Source organism: Pseudomonas sp. G7(2022), from assembly GCF_052660475.1.
In genome coordinates, this window is record NZ_CP109659.1 from 3055217 (window position 1) to 3073291 (window position 18075).

General features: G+C 58.7%; 13 protein-coding genes. 1 reads left to right on the top strand and 12 read right to left on the bottom strand.

The annotated features are described in order from the left end of the window. The first annotated feature begins 10 nt into the window (after positions 1-10). A complete protein-coding gene (locus NE357_RS13820) occupies positions 11-1312 on the top strand; it encodes an OprD family porin (protein ID WP_169430336.1) in 1302 nt (433 codons plus the stop codon). 158 nt (positions 1313-1470) lie between these two features. Here the strand turns inward: NE357_RS13820 and NE357_RS13825 are convergent, their stop codons facing one another. The 12 genes from NE357_RS13825 to NE357_RS13880 all read right to left on the bottom strand — a co-directional run bounded on the left by NE357_RS13825 (position 1471) and on the right by NE357_RS13880 (position 18069). Then, positions 1471-2091, bottom strand: coding sequence for a transglycosylase SLT domain-containing protein (locus NE357_RS13825; RefSeq protein ID WP_169430337.1), 621 nt, complete (start codon positions 2089-2091; stop codon positions 1471-1473). Between the two features lie 44 nt (positions 2092-2135). Further along, a complete protein-coding gene (locus tag NE357_RS13830) occupies positions 2136-3074 on the bottom strand; it encodes a carbohydrate kinase family protein (RefSeq protein ID WP_169430338.1) in 939 nt (312 codons plus the stop codon). 13 nt (positions 3075-3087) lie between these two features. Further along, on the bottom strand, positions 3088-4584 hold the full coding sequence (xylB, locus tag NE357_RS13835) for a xylulokinase (protein WP_169430339.1): 1497 nt from the start codon (positions 4582-4584) through the stop codon (positions 3088-3090). Between the two features lie 203 nt (positions 4585-4787). Further along, positions 4788-6260: a mannitol dehydrogenase family protein gene (locus NE357_RS13840; RefSeq protein ID WP_169430340.1), complete on the bottom strand. Its 1473-nt coding sequence runs from the start codon at positions 6258-6260 to the stop codon at positions 4788-4790. A gap of 16 nt (positions 6261-6276) precedes the next feature. Further along, positions 6277-7380 carry an ABC transporter ATP-binding protein gene (locus NE357_RS13845; RefSeq protein WP_169430341.1) on the bottom strand — a complete coding sequence of 368 codons (1104 nt, stop codon included), beginning with the start codon at positions 7378-7380 and terminating at the stop codon, positions 6277-6279. Positions 7381-7403: 23 nt separating this feature from the next. Further along, positions 7404-8234 (bottom strand): carbohydrate ABC transporter permease, encoded by an 831-nt coding sequence (locus tag NE357_RS13850; RefSeq protein ID WP_169430342.1) that lies wholly within the window; start codon positions 8232-8234, stop codon positions 7404-7406. A gap of 8 nt (positions 8235-8242) precedes the next feature. Continuing rightward, positions 8243-9169 (bottom strand): carbohydrate ABC transporter permease, encoded by a 927-nt coding sequence (locus tag NE357_RS13855; protein ID WP_134826769.1) that lies wholly within the window; start codon positions 9167-9169, stop codon positions 8243-8245. A gap of 145 nt (positions 9170-9314) precedes the next feature. Next, positions 9315-10625 (bottom strand): ABC transporter substrate-binding protein, encoded by a 1311-nt coding sequence (locus NE357_RS13860; RefSeq protein WP_169430343.1) that lies wholly within the window; start codon positions 10623-10625, stop codon positions 9315-9317. Positions 10626-10851: 226 nt separating this feature from the next. After that, positions 10852-11757 carry an AraC family transcriptional regulator gene (locus NE357_RS13865; RefSeq protein WP_169430344.1) on the bottom strand — a complete coding sequence of 302 codons (906 nt, stop codon included), beginning with the start codon at positions 11755-11757 and terminating at the stop codon, positions 10852-10854. 75 nt (positions 11758-11832) lie between these two features. After that, complete coding sequence (locus tag NE357_RS13870) at positions 11833-12678, bottom strand: phospholipase (RefSeq protein ID WP_169430345.1); 846 nt, start codon at positions 12676-12678, stop codon at positions 11833-11835. Between the two features lie 151 nt (positions 12679-12829). Next, the gene (locus NE357_RS13875; RefSeq protein WP_169430346.1) at positions 12830-14119 is read right to left on the bottom strand and encodes a glycosyltransferase family 4 protein; all 1290 of its coding nucleotides are present in this window, start codon (positions 14117-14119) and stop codon (positions 12830-12832) included. An 83-nt stretch (positions 14120-14202) separates the two neighbouring features. Then, positions 14203-18069: a hypothetical protein gene (locus NE357_RS13880; RefSeq protein WP_169430347.1), complete on the bottom strand. Its 3867-nt coding sequence runs from the start codon at positions 18067-18069 to the stop codon at positions 14203-14205. Positions 18070-18075: the final 6 nt, after the last annotated feature.

Consider the following 18075-nt stretch of genomic DNA (forward strand, 5'->3'; position numbering starts at 1 on the left):
GGAGTTTTCAATGCGTCCCCCATTTCCCCTCATCACCCCGCGCCAGTCGCTTGGCTTCGGAGCCTTCGTGCTGTGTGCCGGTTTTACCGCGCAGGTCCAGGCCAGCGGTTTTTTCGAAGACACCACGGCGAAGATCGAGTCGCGCACGGTGTACTTCAACCGCGATTTCCGTGATGGGCACACCTCCAGTGATCAGGGCGCGTCCAAGCGCGAAGAGTCGGCGCAGGGTTTCATTCTCAATCTGCAATCGGGCTACACCGAAGGCACCGTCGGTTTCGGCATTGATGCGCTGGGCATGGCGGGTTTTCAGCTCGATTCCAGCCCCGACCGCAGCAACAGCGGCCTGCTGCCTTCCAGCGGCGATAACCCGCGTGGCTCGAAAGGTCAGTACGCGAAAATGGGCCTGACCGCCAAGGTGAAAGTTTCGGACACGGTGTTGAAATACGGCGCATTGCTGCCGGATCTGCCGTTGCTCAAGTACAACGACGGCCGTCTGCTGCCGACCATGTTCAACGGCGCGATGCTGACTTCAAAGGAGGTGAAGGACCTGACCTTCATGGCTGCACGTCTGGACAAGTACACCGCCCGGGACTCGACCGATTCCCAGGACATTCGCGTGCACTGCAAAAACAAGCGCTATGCCTGCAACACCACCGCCGATCATTTCGACATGTACGGCTTCGACTACAAGATCAACGATCGTCTGACGGCGCAGTATCACTACGCCGAACTGGAGGACATCTATCGCCAGCACTTCGTGGGTCTGTTGGCCAATCAGCCGCTGGGTGACGGCGTGCTGAAAGCCGATCTGCGTTTGCTGAAAAGCGCCGACAGCGGTGATGCGAAAGCGGGCTCCATCGACAACCGCGCCTTGAGCGGCATGCTGTCCTACGGCATCAGCGGTCACACCTTCAGTGCCGGGTGGCAGCGCATGAACGGCGACAATTCGATGCCGTATCTGGATGGCAGCAACCCGTACCTGGTGAACTACGTGCAGGTCAACGACTTCGCCGCCGCGCAGGAACTTTCCTGGCAGCTGCGTTACGACTATGACTTCAAGGCCATCGGCATCAACGGCCTGAGCTTCCTGACCCGTTACGTGAACGGTGACCACATCAAGGTGCCGGGCAGTGATCAGGAAGGCAAAGAGTGGGAGCGTGACAGCGAGTTGAAGTACGTGATTCAGACCGGCACGTTCAAGGACGTCAGCCTGCGTTTGCGCAATGCGACGTACCGCACCAACTACGAGAAGTTTGCCCGGGACGTGGATGAGACCCGGTTGATTGTGAGTTACAACTTTTCGGTGTTGTAACCCATAGGTCGGCGGTGTCTGAGCTGACGTCTTCGCGGGCAAGCCCGCTCCCACAGGGATTTAGGTGGCCACAAGTTAGTGAGCACCCGGGAAACCTGTGGGAGCTGCGGTGCGACGATTCGACTTGCTCGCGATGGCGTCCTAAAGAGCACCGAGGATCAGAGCCAATGCCAGAACCGGCTCCAGAACCCGCGATTCAGATCATCCTTGCACGCCGCGTATTGCTGGCCGTACATGTCCGAGCGGTTCTGCACCTTGCGCGCCACCGGCGGCAGCCACGCTTTGCTGGCATAAGTCTTCTGGCGAAAACCGCCCCAGCCTTCGTGGTAGTTGAGGTACTGGTTGTAGGCGTCGTACTTGTACACGCCGTTGATCGAAGTGGTCTTGTCCATGTACCAGCCGACGAAGTCGATGGCGTCGTCGAAGTCTTCGCGATCGGCGCCGTGGCGGCCGGTGCTTTTCTGGTAGTCGGACCAGACTTCATCCTTGGCCTGCGCATAACCCGACGCTGTCGTGACGCGGCCCCACGGGATCACCCACAGCAGGTATTTGCGCGGCGTCTTGGCGTCGTAGCGGTAGCCGGACTCCTGATACATGATCGCGAACGGCACCTGGATCGGTACGCCCCAGCGCTTTTGCGTGACTTGCGCCGCGTCGTACCAATCACTCTTTTCCCGAAAAATCTCGCAGAGGTTTTCCGGCGAACGCGGCGGTGATGTTCCGCAGCCGCTCAACAGTGTCGCCAGCACCAACAGTCCAACCGTGCGCCCCGAATTCAAAAGCCGTCATCCCGTCGTGCAAAAAAGGGCGCCAGTCTACGCGGTCAGGTCAACTGGTGGCGATAAGGCAAATCCGGACCTGTTTTGCTGCATGTAAGGGCGGCGGCCCGTACGGCAAACCTGAGCATCGCGTCGATTTGTTCGCGGCCGAGGTGCTGAACACCCTCCACCGAATCCAGCTCATGCTCGGTCAGCCAGGTGATCAACGCGGCCTGGAAAGTATCCCCCGCGCCGACGGTATCGGCGATCTTCACTGAAGAGGCCGGCACCGACCATGAACCATGAGCACGGCTGAACACGGTCGCGCCTTCACCGCCACGGGTCAGGAAAACCACCTGACAGCGATGCTGCAGCCAGCCTTCGATGACGCGTTGCGGATCCTGCTCGGGATACAACAGGCTCAAGTCCTCGTCGCTGACCTTGATCAGATCCGCCAGTTGCACCAGCGTGGCGATCCGCTCGCGCCACAGGTCGATGTTCGGCTCGGGGTTGAGGCGCACGTTCGGGTCGAGGCTGATCAGGCGTTTGCCGCTTTCACGCTGAATCAGCGCGAGCAGGGTATCGGCCACCGGTTGCACCACCAGCGAGAAGGAACCGAAGTGCAGGCCGCGCACTTGCGGGCCCAGCGTCGGCAGATGTGCCTGACTCAACTGCCGGTCGGCGCAACCTTCGCCACGGAAGCTGTAATGGGGCGAGCCATTGGCGCCCACCGCGACCATCGCCAGGGTGGTCGGCGCGGCGAAATCCACCAGGTAATCCGGACGGACGCCTTCATCCTGCAGGACTTGATGCATACGTCGGCCGAGGTAGTCGGTGGACAACCCGGCGAACAGCGCCGAGTCCACACCCAAACGGCGCAAACCCACCGCCACGTTGAACGGCGAGCCACCGGCAATGGCCTTGAAATTGACTTTCGATGCTTGCCCGCCGGCATCGTCTTCGCTGAAGAAATCGAACAGCGCTTCGCCACACACCAGGTACATAGTTGTTTGCTCTTTATAAGGTTGCGACATGCAGTCGATAGCGTTCATAGGCCTGCTGGAAGGCCGCGACATTCGCGGCAACCGGCAGGGTTTCACTGTTCAGGTCGAGCTTCACGCAGCGCTCGCACAGGTCGGCCAGGGTGTCTTCGTGGCCGTTCGACCACGACTTACACCACGCCGCCTGAATCGCCGCGCCGAGGGCGGCGGCTTCGCTCTGCTCGGTGCAGATCACCGGGGTGTTCATGATGTCGGCGACGATCTGCCGCCACACCGCACTTTTCGAGCCGCCGCCGATCAGGCAAATGCTGCGGCTTTGTAAACCATTCTGGCGCAGCAGATCCAGTCCATAACGCAGGCCGAAGGTGGTGCCTTCGACCGCCGCGCGGCACAGATTGGCCCGGGTCAGGTTATCGATCGTCAGGCCATGCAGGCTGCCGGTGGCGTGGGGCAGGGGAGGCACGCGTTCGCCGTTGAGGAACGGCAGCATGCTCACGCCTTCAGCGCCAATCGGCGCTTGGGCCACCAAGGCGTTGAAGGTATCAAGGTCAAGATCGAACAGTTCGCGGATCGCCCCGGTGGCGTTGGTCAGGTTCATGGTGCAGATCAACGGCAGCCAGCCGCCGCTGGACGAGCAGAAGGTCGCGACCGAAGCGTCCGGGCTGACCTTCGGTGCCTCGGCGTAGGCGTACACCGTGCCGGAAGAGCCGAGGCTCATGGTGATCGCGCCCGGCTGAATATTGCCGGTACCGATGGCGCCCATCATGTTGTCGCCGCCACCGCTGGACACCACCGCGTTCGGGTTGATGCCCAGCTGTTCGGCGATTGCGGGCAGGATCGTGCCGACTGCTTGATGGGCGTCGATCAGCTCCGGCAGCGCGGATTGCAGACGACCGCTGGCATCGATGTCGCGAAGCAGCTGCAAATCCCATTGGCGGGTGCGCACGTTGAAATAGCCGGTGCCGGATGCATCGCCGTATTCGCTGCACGCACGGCCGGTGAGCCAGAAATTAAGGTAGTCGTGGGGCAACAGAATCCGTGCGATTCGGGAAAACGCGTCTGGATGCTGTTCTTTGGTCCACAACAGTTTCGACACGGTGTAGCCCGGCGCGATGACCACGCCGAGGCGTTCCAGCGAACCGTTTTCGCCGCCCAAATGAGCCAGCAGACGGTCGTTTTCAGCCGTGGTTTCGGTGTCGCACCAGAGCTTGGCCGGGCGCAGGACCTGACCTTGATCGTCGAGCAGCACCAGCCCGTGTTGCTGGCCGGAAACACCGATGCCGAGAATCCCCTGACCGTCGACATTTGCCGCCAGCAAGGCGCGGCGGGTGGCGAGGGCGAAGGCTTCCAGCCACTGGTGGGTGTCTTGTTCGCGACGGCCGTTGGCGCCGCTGATCATCGTGTGGGCGGCGGCGCCCTGGCCCAACACCTGACCGCTGGTGGCGTCGAGGATGATGGCTTTGGTGCCTTGGGTGCCGCAGTCGATGCCGAGGAAGAGCTGTTGGTTGTGCATGGTGTGAACCTGTTGGTTTTTTGGCGACTTCTAAAGCCACCCCTCACCCCAACCCTCTCCTCAGAGGGGAGAGGGGGAAAGGGAGCAGATTGTGGAGCCTTTCAATTCCTGAGTTCGACTCAAAACGTTCAGGTCGATGTACCTCGGATAAACACCTCGGCCGGCTCCCTCTCCCTCTGGGAGAGGGCTGGGGTGAGGGGCTTTCAGGTCAGAATACGCTCGAGAGTCCGCGTCACGCCTTCTTCGCGCAAGCTGTTCAGGCACCACTCGAACGCCGTCACAAACTCCTTCGAGCGCGCTATCACCGTACCGAAGATTTCTTCAACCCCCAACAACCGCTCAGTGATCAAAGCATCCTCCGCCACCAACGCCTGACAAAACGCCGCCCGAGGATCCGGAATCGAATAAGTGTCACCATTCTCATCCACGCCCTTCAAGTAAAGCGCCCAGGCCGCCACCACCAACGCTGCGCGTCTGGTTTCCCGCCCATCGGCAATCAACCGATTGATCGTCGGAATGGTGAACTTGGGAAACTTCGACGAACCATCGGAGCAAACACGTTCAAGCTGATCGGCAATCGCCTGATTGGAGAACCGCGCCACCAGCGTGTTCTTGTACTCGGTCAGGTCGATGCCCGGCACCGGCGCCAGTTGCGGCGTCACGTCCAGGTCCATGTAGGCACGCATGTAGCGCACGAACAGTGGGTCGTTCATGGTCTCGTGGACGAAGCGGTAACCCTTCAAAAAGCCCAGATACGTCAGCGCCAGATGGCTGCCGTTGAGCAGTTTGATCTTCATCTCTTCGTAAGGCGAAACATCGTCGGTGAACTGCACGCCGACCTTTTCCCAGGCCGGGCGGCTGTTGACGAACTTGTCTTCCAGTACCCATTGCACGAACGGTTCGCACACAACAGGCCAGGCGTCGTCGACGGCGTGTTTGTCCGCCAGTTGCAGGCGATGCGCGGTGCTGGTCATTGGGGTGATACGGTCGACCATGGCGTTGGGGAAACTGACGTTGGCGTCAATCCAGTCACGCAAGTCCGGATCCAGTAGCGCGGTAAACGCCAGCAGCGCCTTGCGGGTGACGGCGCCGTTGTGCGGCAGGTTATCGCAGGACATCACGGTAAACGCCGGAATGCCCGCCGCCCGCCGCTTGGCCAGTGCCGCGCAGAGGAAGCCGAACACGGTTTTCGGCTGTTGCGGGTTCGTCAGATCGTGCTGAATCTGCGGCAGGTGCGCCATGAACTCGCCGTTGCTGTCATCGATGCAATAACCGCCCTCGGTGATGGTGAGCGAAACGATGCGGATCTGCGGGTCGGCGAGTTTGTCGATCAGCACCTGGGCGCTGTCCTCGGCCAGCAGCATGTCGCGGATCGCACCGATGACGCGGACTTCGGTGTCGTCGCTGTCGCCCAGTTCGAACAGGGTGAACAGGTAATCCTGCTCCTTGAGGTCGTCCCGGGCGCGGCGGTCTTCGGCGCGCAGGCCGACGCCGCAGATCGCCCAGTCCAGTGCTTCGCCGGTGTTCATCAGCGCATCGGTGTAATACGCCTGATGCGCGCGATGGAAACCACCGACGCCAATGTGTGCAATGCCCTGGCGGGTGTCGCTGAGGCTGTAGGCCGGCAGTTTCACTTCGGCGGCGAGGCGGTTGAGGTTTTGCTTGTTCAGTTTCATCGGGTCAGTCTCGAAATCAGGCGGCTGCGCGCAACGGGCGGGTCAGCGCCACGCCGTCGGCATCGAACAGATGGCAATGGGCGGCATCCAGGTGCAGGTTCAGTTGTTCGCCGTAACGGCTCGCCAGGTCACCGCGTACGCGCATGGTCAGGGCTTCGCCGGCGTTGGTCTTGACGTGGCAGAAGGTGTCGCTGCCCAGGCGCTCGCTGACGTCGGCGGTGACTTGCAGGGTGCAGTCGCCCGGTTGCGCCAGTTCCAGATGTTCCGGACGAATGCCCAGGGTCACGGCGCTGCCGACGCTCAGGTTCGACGCGTTGAACGGCAGGATGATGCGCGTGCCGGCGTCCAGCGAGACTTCGCAGCTTGCACCATCGAGCCGGGCAATCTTGCCCTTGAGGAAGCCCATTTTCGGCGTGCCGAGGAACCCGGCGACGAACAGGTTGGCGGGGTGGTGATACAGCTCCAGCGGCGAGCCGACCTGTTCGATCTTGCCGCCATTGAGCACCACGACCTTGTCGGCCATGGTCATGGCTTCGACCTGATCGTGGGTCACGTAGATCATGGTTGCTTTGAGGTCCTTGTGCAGGCGCAGCAGTTCCAGGCGCATTTGCACCCGCAGGGCGGCGTCGAGGTTGGACAGCGGCTCGTCGAACAGGAAGATTTTCGGGTTGCGCACGATCGCCCGGCCGATGGCCACGCGCTGACGCTGGCCGCCGGACAGTTGCTTCGGCTTGCGTTCCAGCATCGGGCCCAGTTCGAGAATGCGCGCCGCTTCGCCGACTTTCTTCTCGACTTCGGCTTTCGGTACGCCGGCCAGGTCGAGGGCGAACGACATGTTTTTCTTCACGGTCATGTGCGGGTACAGCGCGTAGGTCTGGAACACCATCGCCAGATCGCGTTTGGCCGGGCTGACTTCGGTGATGTCACGCCCGTCCAGCTCGATAGTGCCGCCGCTGACTTCTTCAAGGCCGGCGATCAGTCGCAGCAGGGTCGATTTGCCGCAGCCCGACGGACCGACGAATACCACGAATTCCTTGTCGTTCACCTCAAGGTCGATGCCCTTGATGATGGAAAAACCTTCGAAGCCTTTTTGCAGATTCTTGATTTTCAGGTTGGCCATGGTGGCGCTCCTTTTACGAATTCTTATTTCACGGCGCCGAACGACAGACCGCGCACCAGTTGTTTCTGGCTGATCCAGCCGAAGATCAGAATCGGCGCGCAAGCAAGCGTCGAGACGGCCGACAACTTGGCCCAGAACAAGCCTTCGGGGCTCGAGTAGGAGGCGATCAACGCGGTCAGCGGCGCGGCTTTGGACGAGGTCAGGTTCAGCGACCAGAACGCCTCGTTCCAGCACAGGATCAGCGACAGCAGCACGGTCGAAGCCAGGCCGCCCTTGGCGATCGGCAGCAGCACGCGGAGCATTTCCTGGGCGAGGGTGGCGCCGTCGAGGCGGGCGGCTTCGAGGATGTCTTTGGGGATGTCCTTGAAGTAGGTGTAAACCATCCAGACCACGATCGGCAGGTTGATCAGCGTGTAGATCACGATCAGCGCGATGCGCGTGTCGAGCAGGCCGAAACTCTTGGCCAGCAGGTAGATCGGCATCAGCACGCCCACCGGCGGCAGCATCTTGGTGGAGAGCATCCACAGCAGCGTACCTTTGGTGCGCTGGGTTTCGTAGAACGCCATCGAGTAGGCCGCCGGCACCGCAATCAGCAGGCACAGAGCCGTGGCGCTGAAGGAAATCACCACCGAGTTCCAGGCGAAACTGAAGTAGTCGCTGCGCTCATTGATGTGCAGGTAGTTCTCCATCGTCGGCGTGAAGATGAACTGCGGCGGTGTGGCGAAGGCGTCGATTTCGGTCTTGAAACTGGTCAGCACCATCCAGAAGATCGGGAAGAAAATGATGATCGCGATGGCCCAGGCCAGCGTGCCGAGCAGCAGGCTTTGCAGCCGGCGGGATTGTTGAAGAGTCATGGCAGGCCTCAGGCTTTGTCAGTCAGGTTTTTGCCGATCATCCGCACCAGAATGATCGCGGCGATGTTGGCGATGACCACGGCGATCAGGCCGCCGGCCGAGGCCATGCCGACGTCGAACTGCACCAGCGCCTGGTTGTAGATCAGGTAGGCGAGGTTGGTCGAAGCGTAGCCGGGGCCGCCGTTGGTGGTGGTGAAGATTTCGGCGAACACCGACAGCAGGAAGATGGTTTCAATCATCACGACCACGGCAATCGGCCGCGCCAGATGCGGCAGGGTCAGGTGCCAGAAGATCGCGACGGGGCCTGCGCCGTCGAGGCGGGCGGCTTCTTTCTGTTCCTGGTCGAGGGACTGCATGGCGGTCATCAGGATCAGGATCGCGAAGGGCAGCCATTGCCACGAGACAATGATGATGATCGACAGCAGCGGGTAGTGGGCCAGCCAGTCCACCGGCTGCGCGCCGAACAGTTTCCAGATGTAGGCCAGGATCCCGGACACCGGATGGAAGATCAGGTTTTTCCAGATCAGCGCACCGACCGTGGGCATGATGAAGAACGGCGAAATCAGCATCACCCGCACGATGCCGCGGCCGAAGAATTCGCTGGCCTCCAGCAATGCGCTGATCAACACACCGAACACCACGCTGATCAGCAGCACGCTGCCCACCAGCAGCAAGGTGTTGGTGGCTCCGGGGAGGAACCCGGAATCGGTGAGAAAGTAGGTGAAGTTATCCAGCCCGACAAATTCGTTGATGCCCGGGTCGAGCAGGTTGTAGCGGATCATCGAGAAATAGACGGTCATGCCCAGCGGCACGATCATCCACAGCAGCAACAGGGCCACCGAAGGACTGACCAGAAACCAGCCGGGATTGGCCACGCGGTTTTTGCGCCGGGGCTGCGACAGGTCGATGTGGGCTTTGGCAGTTGAAGTATTCATGGTGATCACAACCGTTTTAAAAGGCAGACTCGATCCACTGTGGGAGCGAGCCTGCTCGCGATGAGGGTGGTCCATCCGCCACATTTATTGAGACCGGATTACCGCTATCGCGAGCAGGCTCGCTCCCACATGGAAATGCGCAGGATTACTTCGGATAACCCGCGCGCTTCAGCTCGCGTTCGGTGGTTTGTTGCGCGGCGGTCAGCGCCTGATCGACGGTGGTCTGGCCGATCAATGCGGCGGAGAACAGCTTGCCGACCTGGGTACCGACACCCTGGAATTCAGGAATGGTCACCAGTTGAATGCCGATGTAAGGCACCGGTTTGAGGGTCGGTTTGCTCGGGTCAGCGGCTTTCAGCGATTCCAGCGTGACCTTGGCAAACGGTGCGGCGCTCATATAGGCGTCGCTGTAGGTCGAGGCGCGAGTGCCCGGCGGTACGTTGGCGATGCCGTCGGTCTTGGCAACCAGTTCGCCGTATTCCTTGGACGTGGCCCAGGCGCTGAATGCTTTGGCAGCATCTTTGGCCTTGGAGCTGGTCGGAATCGCCAGCGCCCACGAATACAGCCACGCCGAGCCTTTGTCGGTGACCTGATGCGGCGCAAAGGTGAAGCCGACATGATCGGCGACCTTGCTCTGGGTCTTGTCGGTGACGAACGAGCCGGCGACGCTGGCATCGACCCAGATTGCGCATTTGCCGCTGTTGAACAGCGCCAGGTTTTCGTTGAAGCCGTTGCTGGAGGCTCCCGGCGGGCCGGATTTCTTCATGGTGTCGACGTAGAAGTTCAGCGCGTTTTTCCATTCCGGACCGTTGAATTCCGGTTTCCACTGCTCATCGAACCAGCGCGCGCCGTAGGCGTTGGCCACGGTGGTGATCAGCGCCATGTTCTCGCCCCAACCGGCCTTGCCGCGCAGGCAGATGCCGTACTGTTCCTTGTCCTTGTGGGTGAGTTTTTCGGCGAAGCCGGCGATCTGTTCCCAGGTCGGACGCTCCGGCATGGTCAGGCCTGCATCCTTGAACAGGTCGGTGCGGTAATAGGTGATGGAGCTTTCGGCGTAGAACGGCAGCGCGTACAGCGAACCCTTGACCGACAGCCCTTCACGCACCGACGGGAACACATCGTCGAGGGCATAACTGGCCGGCAGATCCTTCATTGGCTCCAGCCAGCCCTTGGCGCCCCAGAGTGCGGCTTCGTACATGCCGATGGTCAGCACGTCGAACTGGCCACCCTGGGTGGCGATGTCGGTGGTCAGCCGTTGACGCAGGACGTTTTCTTCCAGTACCACCCAGTTCAGCTTGATGTCCGGATGCTCGGTCTCAAAGGTTTTCGAGAGCTTCTGCATGCGGATCATGTCGCTGTTGTTGACGGTGGCGATGGTCAGGGTCTGGGCGCCAAGGCTGACGCTGCTGAGGGTCATGCAGGTGAGGGCAAGCAGAGCTTTTGCAGTGGGTTGCATCGTGCACTCCTTTTCTGCACCCGGCGGGAGCAGAAGGACAGTTATTGTTTTTGTGTTCTTCCGGCGGGGGAAGAATGTGCACTGATTACAGCCTTCTGACGCAGGGCTGACAAATCATCCCTAGCACTTGAATCGATACTTTTTTGCACTCTGGATTGGCGCGATAAGCGCAAGTAAGGGCGTTTCAGAAGGGCGACAGCCATGAATCCGTACAGGTTTTCGGCGATCAGCCGTGGTTTTGCTCGGTCAGGCGTTGCACCACCAGCCGCCGATAATGCGAAGGCGTCATGCCTTTGAGCTGCTGAAAGCGCCGGTTGAAATTGGAAATATTGTTGAAGCCCGACTCGAAACACACTTCGGTCACCGGTTTGTCACCATCCGCCAGCAGTTCGCAGGATTTACTGATGCGCAGGCGATTGACGAATTCGATGAAATTGCGCCCGGTGGCCTGCTTGAACACGCGGCTGAAATAGGTGGGTTTCATGCCCAGGTGCTCGGCGACTTCCTCCAGCGGCAGTTCGCGAGCGTAGTGGGCGAAGATGTAATCGACTGCGCGGTTGGTGCGGTCGATGTTGTGCTCATCGGCCAGTTGCGGGGTGGTTGCGCCGGACAGCAGTTGGTAGTCGTCGCAGGCAGCGAGCAATTCCATCAGGATGAAAAAGTGCCCGAGACGGGTGATGCCGTTGGAATCGGCGATGCGTTGCATCAGGGTCATGGCCTGACTAATCGTCTGCGGTGAGCGGAACTCGATGCCGTACTGCGCGCGCTCAAGCAGTGGTGCCAGGGTCTTGAGTTCAGCGAACACCTGATGACCGCTTTCGAACAACTCATCGGTGAAGTTGACCAGCATGTCGCGTTTCTCGACGACTTCGTCTTCGGCCACCTGGCTGATCCAGTTGTGCGGCAGATTGGGGCCGGTCAGGAACAGCGTCTGCGGGTAGAAATTGCCGATGTAGTCGCCGATGAACACTTTGCCGGAACTGGCGACGATCAGGTGCAGCTCGTATTCCTTGTGAAAATGCCAGCGCACCAGCGGGCAGGGGAAACCGTGCTGGCGATAGATGATGGACAACCCGTTGTGGTCATCCATCAGCTCGTAGGAGGGGTCGGTCACGCGGGCGGTTCGGGTCATGGCAAGGCGCTTTTCTTGTTATCGCCCGGCGATCATGCCTCTTTGCGCGTGGGTTACGCCAGTTTTCAGTGCGGCTCAAAGCGCGCGCTGTCGGGCCTTCATCAAGCTGGCAATTCGGCAGAACTCCACCAGGTCCGACTCTTCCATGAAGTCGACGTTGATGATGTTGCACTTCAGTGCCCAGTCGCTTTTATCCAGATCGAACCACTCGTTCAATTCGTCATGAATGTCGACCGGGCCACCAAACGCGGTGTAACTGGTGGCGGACAGCGACCAGAGACGTCTGTTGTCTGTCGAGTTTTGCAGGACGCTGCCAATGTACTGCCTCAAATCATCGGGACTGGTAATGTTGTTTCCCGACCATCGGTGATTGATGAAAGTGTGGAATATTTTGTAGTCCAGTTGCCAATGTGACGTGGCAGCAGCGAACACACGTTGTTGCGCACTGACTTGCTTGAGTTCACGCAGGCTCAGGTAGAAATTGTTGCGCGGGACAAGACGATGGCCCAGGTAATGGATCATGATCTTATTGAAGTCGTCGTAATCGAAGTCGGCGCCGTCCAGACTGTGAAAGTCCAGAATAATGAATTCATCCGGGTTGTTGTCCAGGAACTTATTGACGTCGGCGATCAGGTTCGCCAGGGTTCGAGAGTTTTGGAAGCCGTTATGGTGGGCGACGAATTTTTCCGGACCTTTGCCGCCGCCGTTATGGGTCAGACGAATATCCAGCGCCCTGGAACCGTGATTGAGCTGGGCAAGAAAGGAGTCATGCTGGCAGACGAGCCAGTGGCGCGGAGGGCCGAAGAACGGATACGAGGCGCGCCAGTCACTGCCGGCATTGTGGGTGCCGGGCAATGTCAGTTCGAAGATCGACAGTGTATCAATGGCGGGTGTCGAGCCCATCCAGTTATTAGTGCTCATCAGTGCATCCTGCATAAGTTTTTATAAAGTACGGCCCGATAAAACAGTCAAGGCCGTACGTGCAGGATGTTTATAATGTCTAACTTGTTAGTTGGCCATGAAGGGAGTAATGCAAGTTGTTGGGTATTGTTTGTATAGTTGTCCAGCCAAGTTATCTGTTCTGGTTCTTGGCTTCAATCCACTGAGCCATATATTGGGTGCTCTTGTGTGAATGGTGGCGCAACATGCTGCCGGTGAAGTTGTTCCTTCTGAGTTGCGACAGATTTTCGCGGCAATACTTAATTTTCTCGATAAGTGCGGGCCCGTGAACCGTTTGCAGGTATCGGTCGACCAGCAGGGCTTGCCCCTGCGCCTGTGCGGTTTGCCAGAGGTCCCGGTCGTTATACAGCCGGACCGCCGCTTCGGCGAATGTTTGGGCCGTGCCGGTGACAGCGCCCGGCCAGGGATGATCCGCCTGCATCCCTTCGGCTCCGACCGGCGTGGTGACACTCGGGGTTGCGCAGAGCATTGCATCGACCAGTTTGCCCTTGATGCCTGCGCCGAAACGCAGCGGTGCCAGGCAAACCCGGGCATCGGACATGACCTGCAATGCATCCTCTGCCCAATTCATGATGTGGAAACCCTCGGCCGCATTGTGCAGGGCTGTCGCCTTCGGCGGCGTATACGCACCGTAGATATGCAATTGCGCTTTCGGAAGTTGCTTGCGAATCAGCGGCCAGACTGTCGATTTCAGCCACAGGACGGCATCCCAGTTCGGAGCGTGGCGGAAATTGCCGATGCTGAGGAAGTGCGCGCGATCCTCAAAGGGTTTCGCTGGCGTGCTCGGCGGCTCGACCATCAAGGGGCACCAATGCATCAGCTGGGGCGGCAATTTGAACTGCTGTACCAGCAACTCAATTTCCACTTGTGAAATCATCAGGTTCAGATCACAACGATACAGCGCGGCGATCTCGCGCCTGGCCAGATCCGTCTCGGCCATCAGTTCAAATTCTTCGGCGAGCGCGGGGGCGAACAATTGTTGGAAATCGTTGGTGTCATCGCTGAGTTTCAACCGATCTTTCAATCGCTGGTGTCGGGCATGTCGCAGGCTTTGCAGGTCTGAAGTCTCCAGAACACGCAAGGCGTCGGGACAGTGTTTTTCCACGCGCCAGCCGAACTGTTCTTCGATCATGAACTGGTCAAACAGCACGATATCCGGTGCCAATTCGCTGATGAAAACGTCGAAACTGCTGTTGTTCAGCTCAATCGGGACTTCGCGGATGCCCAGCGCGCTGAGGTCGGCGCGATGTTCACCGGTGCCGGCCGGGCTGGCAAAGGTGATTTGCCAGCCTTGCTGCAGGAATGTTTCGAGAATCTGCATCACATGCCCGCTCGCAGCGGAGGAACGGGGTTCCGGCCAGACGTAACCAATGACGAGGACTTTGGTTGCGGGCTGACTCATGAGAAACGATTCCTGGGACGAAGAGACGAAAAAAATGCGCGCGAATTAAAACACAATGCGCGCGCTCGCCGATCCGCTTTTTCTCAGTTCGAGGCCTTGGCCAGGTTGACCCGCAATGAACCCTTGATGAAACCGAGATCGGAAGTGTTTTTCACACCCTTGTTGATCTTCGCGAGATTGATCAGGAAGGCTTCTCGGTGAGTGCTTGCCTGATCGAGCATGGAAACTGCCAATGAATAGGAGTCGGCATTAAAGAGTGCGGGGTGTTTTCGAACCACTTCGGGCAACGTACTGGAAATGGAATCGAATGCTTCGAGCCCTTGTGCGTATGCGCTCTTATGCTGCAGGTTGGAAAGATTCCTGGGGTGCAGCGCCTTCGTATCGGTGGCACTTCCTAGCTGGAGCAAACCGGCCACGTCAAACTCGGCGGGGCCGGTGGCCCTCTCTTTCACTATTCCGTAGTAAAGATCCAGGGTGTCGGGCGCGCCGTGCGCCAGTTCGTGAATCACGATATCGGCCACGCGGCTGTCGTCATATTTCGACATGCGGTAATAGTCATCCAGTCCTTCGGGGAAGATATCCAGAAACGTCGGGACTGGCTTCTGTCGATGCGTACCCGCCTGTACACGGGCCTGCCAGCGTTTGTACGCTGCCGGTCGCAGTGCTGCATAGGCATCTGAACCCTTTCTGAAGGACATGTTGGCGACGGTGACCGAATCCAGATCCTGACGCATCGATTTGAGATTCATCGCCACATGTTGCAGGACATCATCGGTATCGCTACCGAATATATGTTTAATCACCCAGCGCGTGTCGTCGTTTGGTGTCTGCGCCAACAGACTCAATGCGTTATCGATTTTGCGCTTCGCAAAAGGCATTGCCCTCTTCACGATTGCCCGAGAATAGTCAAAAGGTTTGGCAAGGCCGAAGAACCGGCGAAGCGGCGCCAGTGGCGACACCTTAAGGTTTCTCAGCTTCGGCCCCCAAGCGCCACCGACTCTCAGGTTCAGCGCATACCAGTCGTTGTTGCGCTGGAGTGCCAGCAGGTTGATCGTATCCTCCAGGTTATCCGCCGCTTTCCAGGTGCCTTGAAACAAGTCGTTTTTTTGCGCGGCCCTGACCAGGTCGTAGGACTGCGCGCTCCCCGTCAGTTTACGCAGTTGGCCCGTGGCGGTTTCCACCACGTTGAGCCCGTGTTTGCTCAAAAGCAGAACGCCTCGTTTGGCCAGGCGCCCGCCTTGTAAAGCCAGCGTCGGTAAGCCATCCAGGGGATTCAGGAACGATACCGAGAGGTGGGCAGCCGCTTTGGCGATGCTCAGAGCCTTGGCGGTTGTCGAGGTTGTCTTGCCCGCGATGCCGACAATCGTGGCGCCAAAGCCGACCACCAGCCCCAGCAACGCCAGGCCGTCAAGAATGCAACCACCGATGCCTTCGGATACCCGGGGCGCATCGCCTGAGCGGATGTCTTCAATACATTTTTTGAACGGCACGATCACATTGATCACAGCTTCATTGATCTGAGCGTTTTTAGCGCGAATCCTTTGCAGTTCAGTCTGTTGATACAGCGATGAGTACAGTTCGTCGCGCGTCGCGACCGGGTGATTGCCCAGAACGCCTTCGGCCAGGGCGTCCAAGGCACGGGAAAAAAACAGTGGGACTGGCTGGACTTCATCTGAGGCAAGGACGAAGTTCCAGAGTTTTTCCACGACCACTTCGGACCAGACTCCATGTTTCGGCGCGTCGCCCTTCAGGTAGGCATTAAAGTCGATCGGCCATCGTTGTGCAGGGTTCTTGGTCTGGAAGTCTGTGTCCTGGCCGTCATACCCCAGCGAAGGCTCTTCGAACAGTGTACCCCTGGACCGTAACAGGGCGGCCAGCTCCGGGCGTTCACGACACAACCCTCTGAGGGTAAACAGCTCATAACAGCGAAACGCCTTTTCGTGCTGGCATCCGATAATCAGGCCGTAGCGCCCCCTGGCCGCTTCACGATGTCGCTGAGTTTCTTCAAACGGGTTGAGCGGATTTACCGATTCCCTGACGGTATATAACGTAATAAAACCATTGGCGATCATTGTCCTGTCACGTTCGGGCAAGTTGGACACTGCCATTTTGAGAATGGAGGCCTGACTTTTCTTTAGCGTCAGATGGTATTGCTCGAATGATTTTTCAAATAAGGCGTCGATCGGTTTCAGTTCACCGAGTCGGGCAAAGGCATTCCGTGGCGGGTTGAAGTATCTGGCGCTGTCAAACTTGTCGGTCAGTTTGCCGTTGACCACCAGATCACCCGACATGTAAAGGTCTAGAATCGAGAGACGCAGCCTCCCTACAGCAGAAGTGTCTTTCACACTCCATTCGCTGGAGGGAACGATAAGCGCCAGCCATTCCAGCGCACTGCGCTCGTCAAGCGCAACATCGAAGTTGGCCTTGAATGCCGGTTGCTCCAGGTAACTGCCATCTGGCAAGACGCGTTTGAGCTCTTGAAGCGCGAGTTGCCGTCGATCAGGCGGAACTATCGCAATACCGGTTTCGACTTCGTTCAACGCTTGCGCATATTGGCTGAAACGGTTGGCGGCGGTTGTAAAGGCGTTTACGTCATCATCTTCGGTAGTACCGGGCAATATGCCGTTAAGCATTGCCCATTGGATGATGGGCGTAATGGTCGCCAACTCATGCAGCGTGCGTTGGGCAGCACTGACAGGAGTCAGTTCGGAAAACGCCTTGATCCGGTCATAGGTCATCAGGCGCGATGCGCCTGGCGCCGTGAGTTCGACCAGCGCAACGGCCTGGGACACGATCACCCAGCCGGGTTTACCGATCGTCAGTTCGGCGGGAGCCTGCTGCACAAGCAACTGTGGCGCAGCGCAGGCCAGCAGAAGGTGAGCGGCCAATGGTGCGTAGAGCGGATCCAGTTGCAGGTCGCGAGTGAGTTGCCATTCCAACGCTTCAACCACCTGCGGTGCAGTTTTCGAGACATTGTCCGGGTGATACAGCTGAAAACCGGCAATGACTTTTGCGTGTCGCTCGACCTCAAGTCCGAGATCCAGAATCAGCGCTGTTGCAACCATGCATTTGATCTGTCGCAAAGCCGCTTCATGGTTGCCTTGGTCCAGATGCCAGCCGAGCCGGTCATGCAGAAGGATTCCCAACGCCCAGGCATTCGGTGTCTGCAGCAACTGGTCCAGATGAATGCCGGCACGTTCGCGACTCGACGCAACCTCAAGTGCCTTGAAATCCGGGGTAGCGATATGTTGCAGGAGGCTGACTCGACCCTTTGTCGTGTCCTTGGCGATCTGTTTGATCGTTTGACGCTCGGTCGCTGAAAGATGGAAGGGCGACTCAACCGGCGCCAACAGCAATTCGTGATAATCCCCCGTTACCGGACTGGTCGGCAGTTGGAATTCGAGCCAGGCAATCAGACTGCGTGTTTCGGCGACGGTTGTCGGGAGGGTGTATTGATGGAAGTTAAGCCATTGCTCAAGGCCGAAGACCTCGGTGGAAAATACGTAACCACCGGTGCGTACTGCACACTCTCCGACCATGAGGATTTCATCTTGCAGATCTGCACTGATGACATTGTCACCCGTCAAGTCGATCCAGGTGCCACCCGCCGAGACGCTGAGTCGAGCCTGTTCATTGATGCAGACAATGGTGTCGCCGGGCAGTGCATGTTTTTCGGCGAGAAAAAGAAAGTCCTCGGTCTCCAGCATCTTCGCAAGAGCGACGCGGGCAAATTCCTGGGCGTTATCAAAAGCGCTATTCGATGTTCGGGGCACCGTAATGAAGTGCAGATCAATGATTTCGGCACTTGCGCGGTCCCCGATCAGATCGGAAAGCGCCAATACGATATTGGACTTCTCTGCGAGATCAAGTTTTTGGCGTTCGACAATATAACCAGAATCCAATGCCGGACTGTCGGCGCTCAGCAGATTTCCGTCCTGTGAAAGTTGCATTAACAA

What these genes read in the sequence shown, in the direction of transcription:
- NE357_RS13820 (WP_169430336.1), top strand. Translation starts at nt 11, where the DNA reads ATGCGTCCCCCATTTCCCCTCATCACCCCGCGCCAGTCGCTTGGCTTC.
- NE357_RS13830 (WP_169430338.1), bottom strand. Translation starts at nt 3,074, where the DNA reads ATGTACCTGGTGTGTGGCGAAGCGCTGTTCGATTTCTTCAGCGAAGAC.
- xylB (WP_169430339.1), bottom strand. Translation starts at nt 4,584, where the DNA reads ATGCACAACCAACAGCTCTTCCTCGGCATCGACTGCGGCACCCAAGGC.
- NE357_RS13840 (WP_169430340.1), bottom strand. Translation starts at nt 6,260, where the DNA reads ATGAAACTGAACAAGCAAAACCTCAACCGCCTCGCCGCCGAAGTGAAA.
- NE357_RS13845 (WP_169430341.1), bottom strand. Translation starts at nt 7,380, where the DNA reads ATGGCCAACCTGAAAATCAAGAATCTGCAAAAAGGCTTCGAAGGTTTT.
- NE357_RS13850 (WP_169430342.1), bottom strand. Translation starts at nt 8,234, where the DNA reads ATGACTCTTCAACAATCCCGCCGGCTGCAAAGCCTGCTGCTCGGCACG.
- NE357_RS13855 (WP_134826769.1), bottom strand. Translation starts at nt 9,169, where the DNA reads ATGAATACTTCAACTGCCAAAGCCCACATCGACCTGTCGCAGCCCCGG.
- NE357_RS13860 (WP_169430343.1), bottom strand. Translation starts at nt 10,625, where the DNA reads ATGCAACCCACTGCAAAAGCTCTGCTTGCCCTCACCTGCATGACCCTC.
- NE357_RS13865 (WP_169430344.1), bottom strand. Translation starts at nt 11,757, where the DNA reads ATGACCCGAACCGCCCGCGTGACCGACCCCTCCTACGAGCTGATGGAT.
- NE357_RS13870 (WP_169430345.1), bottom strand. Translation starts at nt 12,678, where the DNA reads ATGAGCACTAATAACTGGATGGGCTCGACACCCGCCATTGATACACTG.
- NE357_RS13875 (WP_169430346.1), bottom strand. Translation starts at nt 14,119, where the DNA reads ATGAGTCAGCCCGCAACCAAAGTCCTCGTCATTGGTTACGTCTGGCCG.
- NE357_RS13880 (WP_169430347.1), bottom strand. Translation starts at nt 18,069, where the DNA reads ATGCAACTTTCACAGGACGGAAATCTGCTGAGCGCCGACAGTCCGGCA.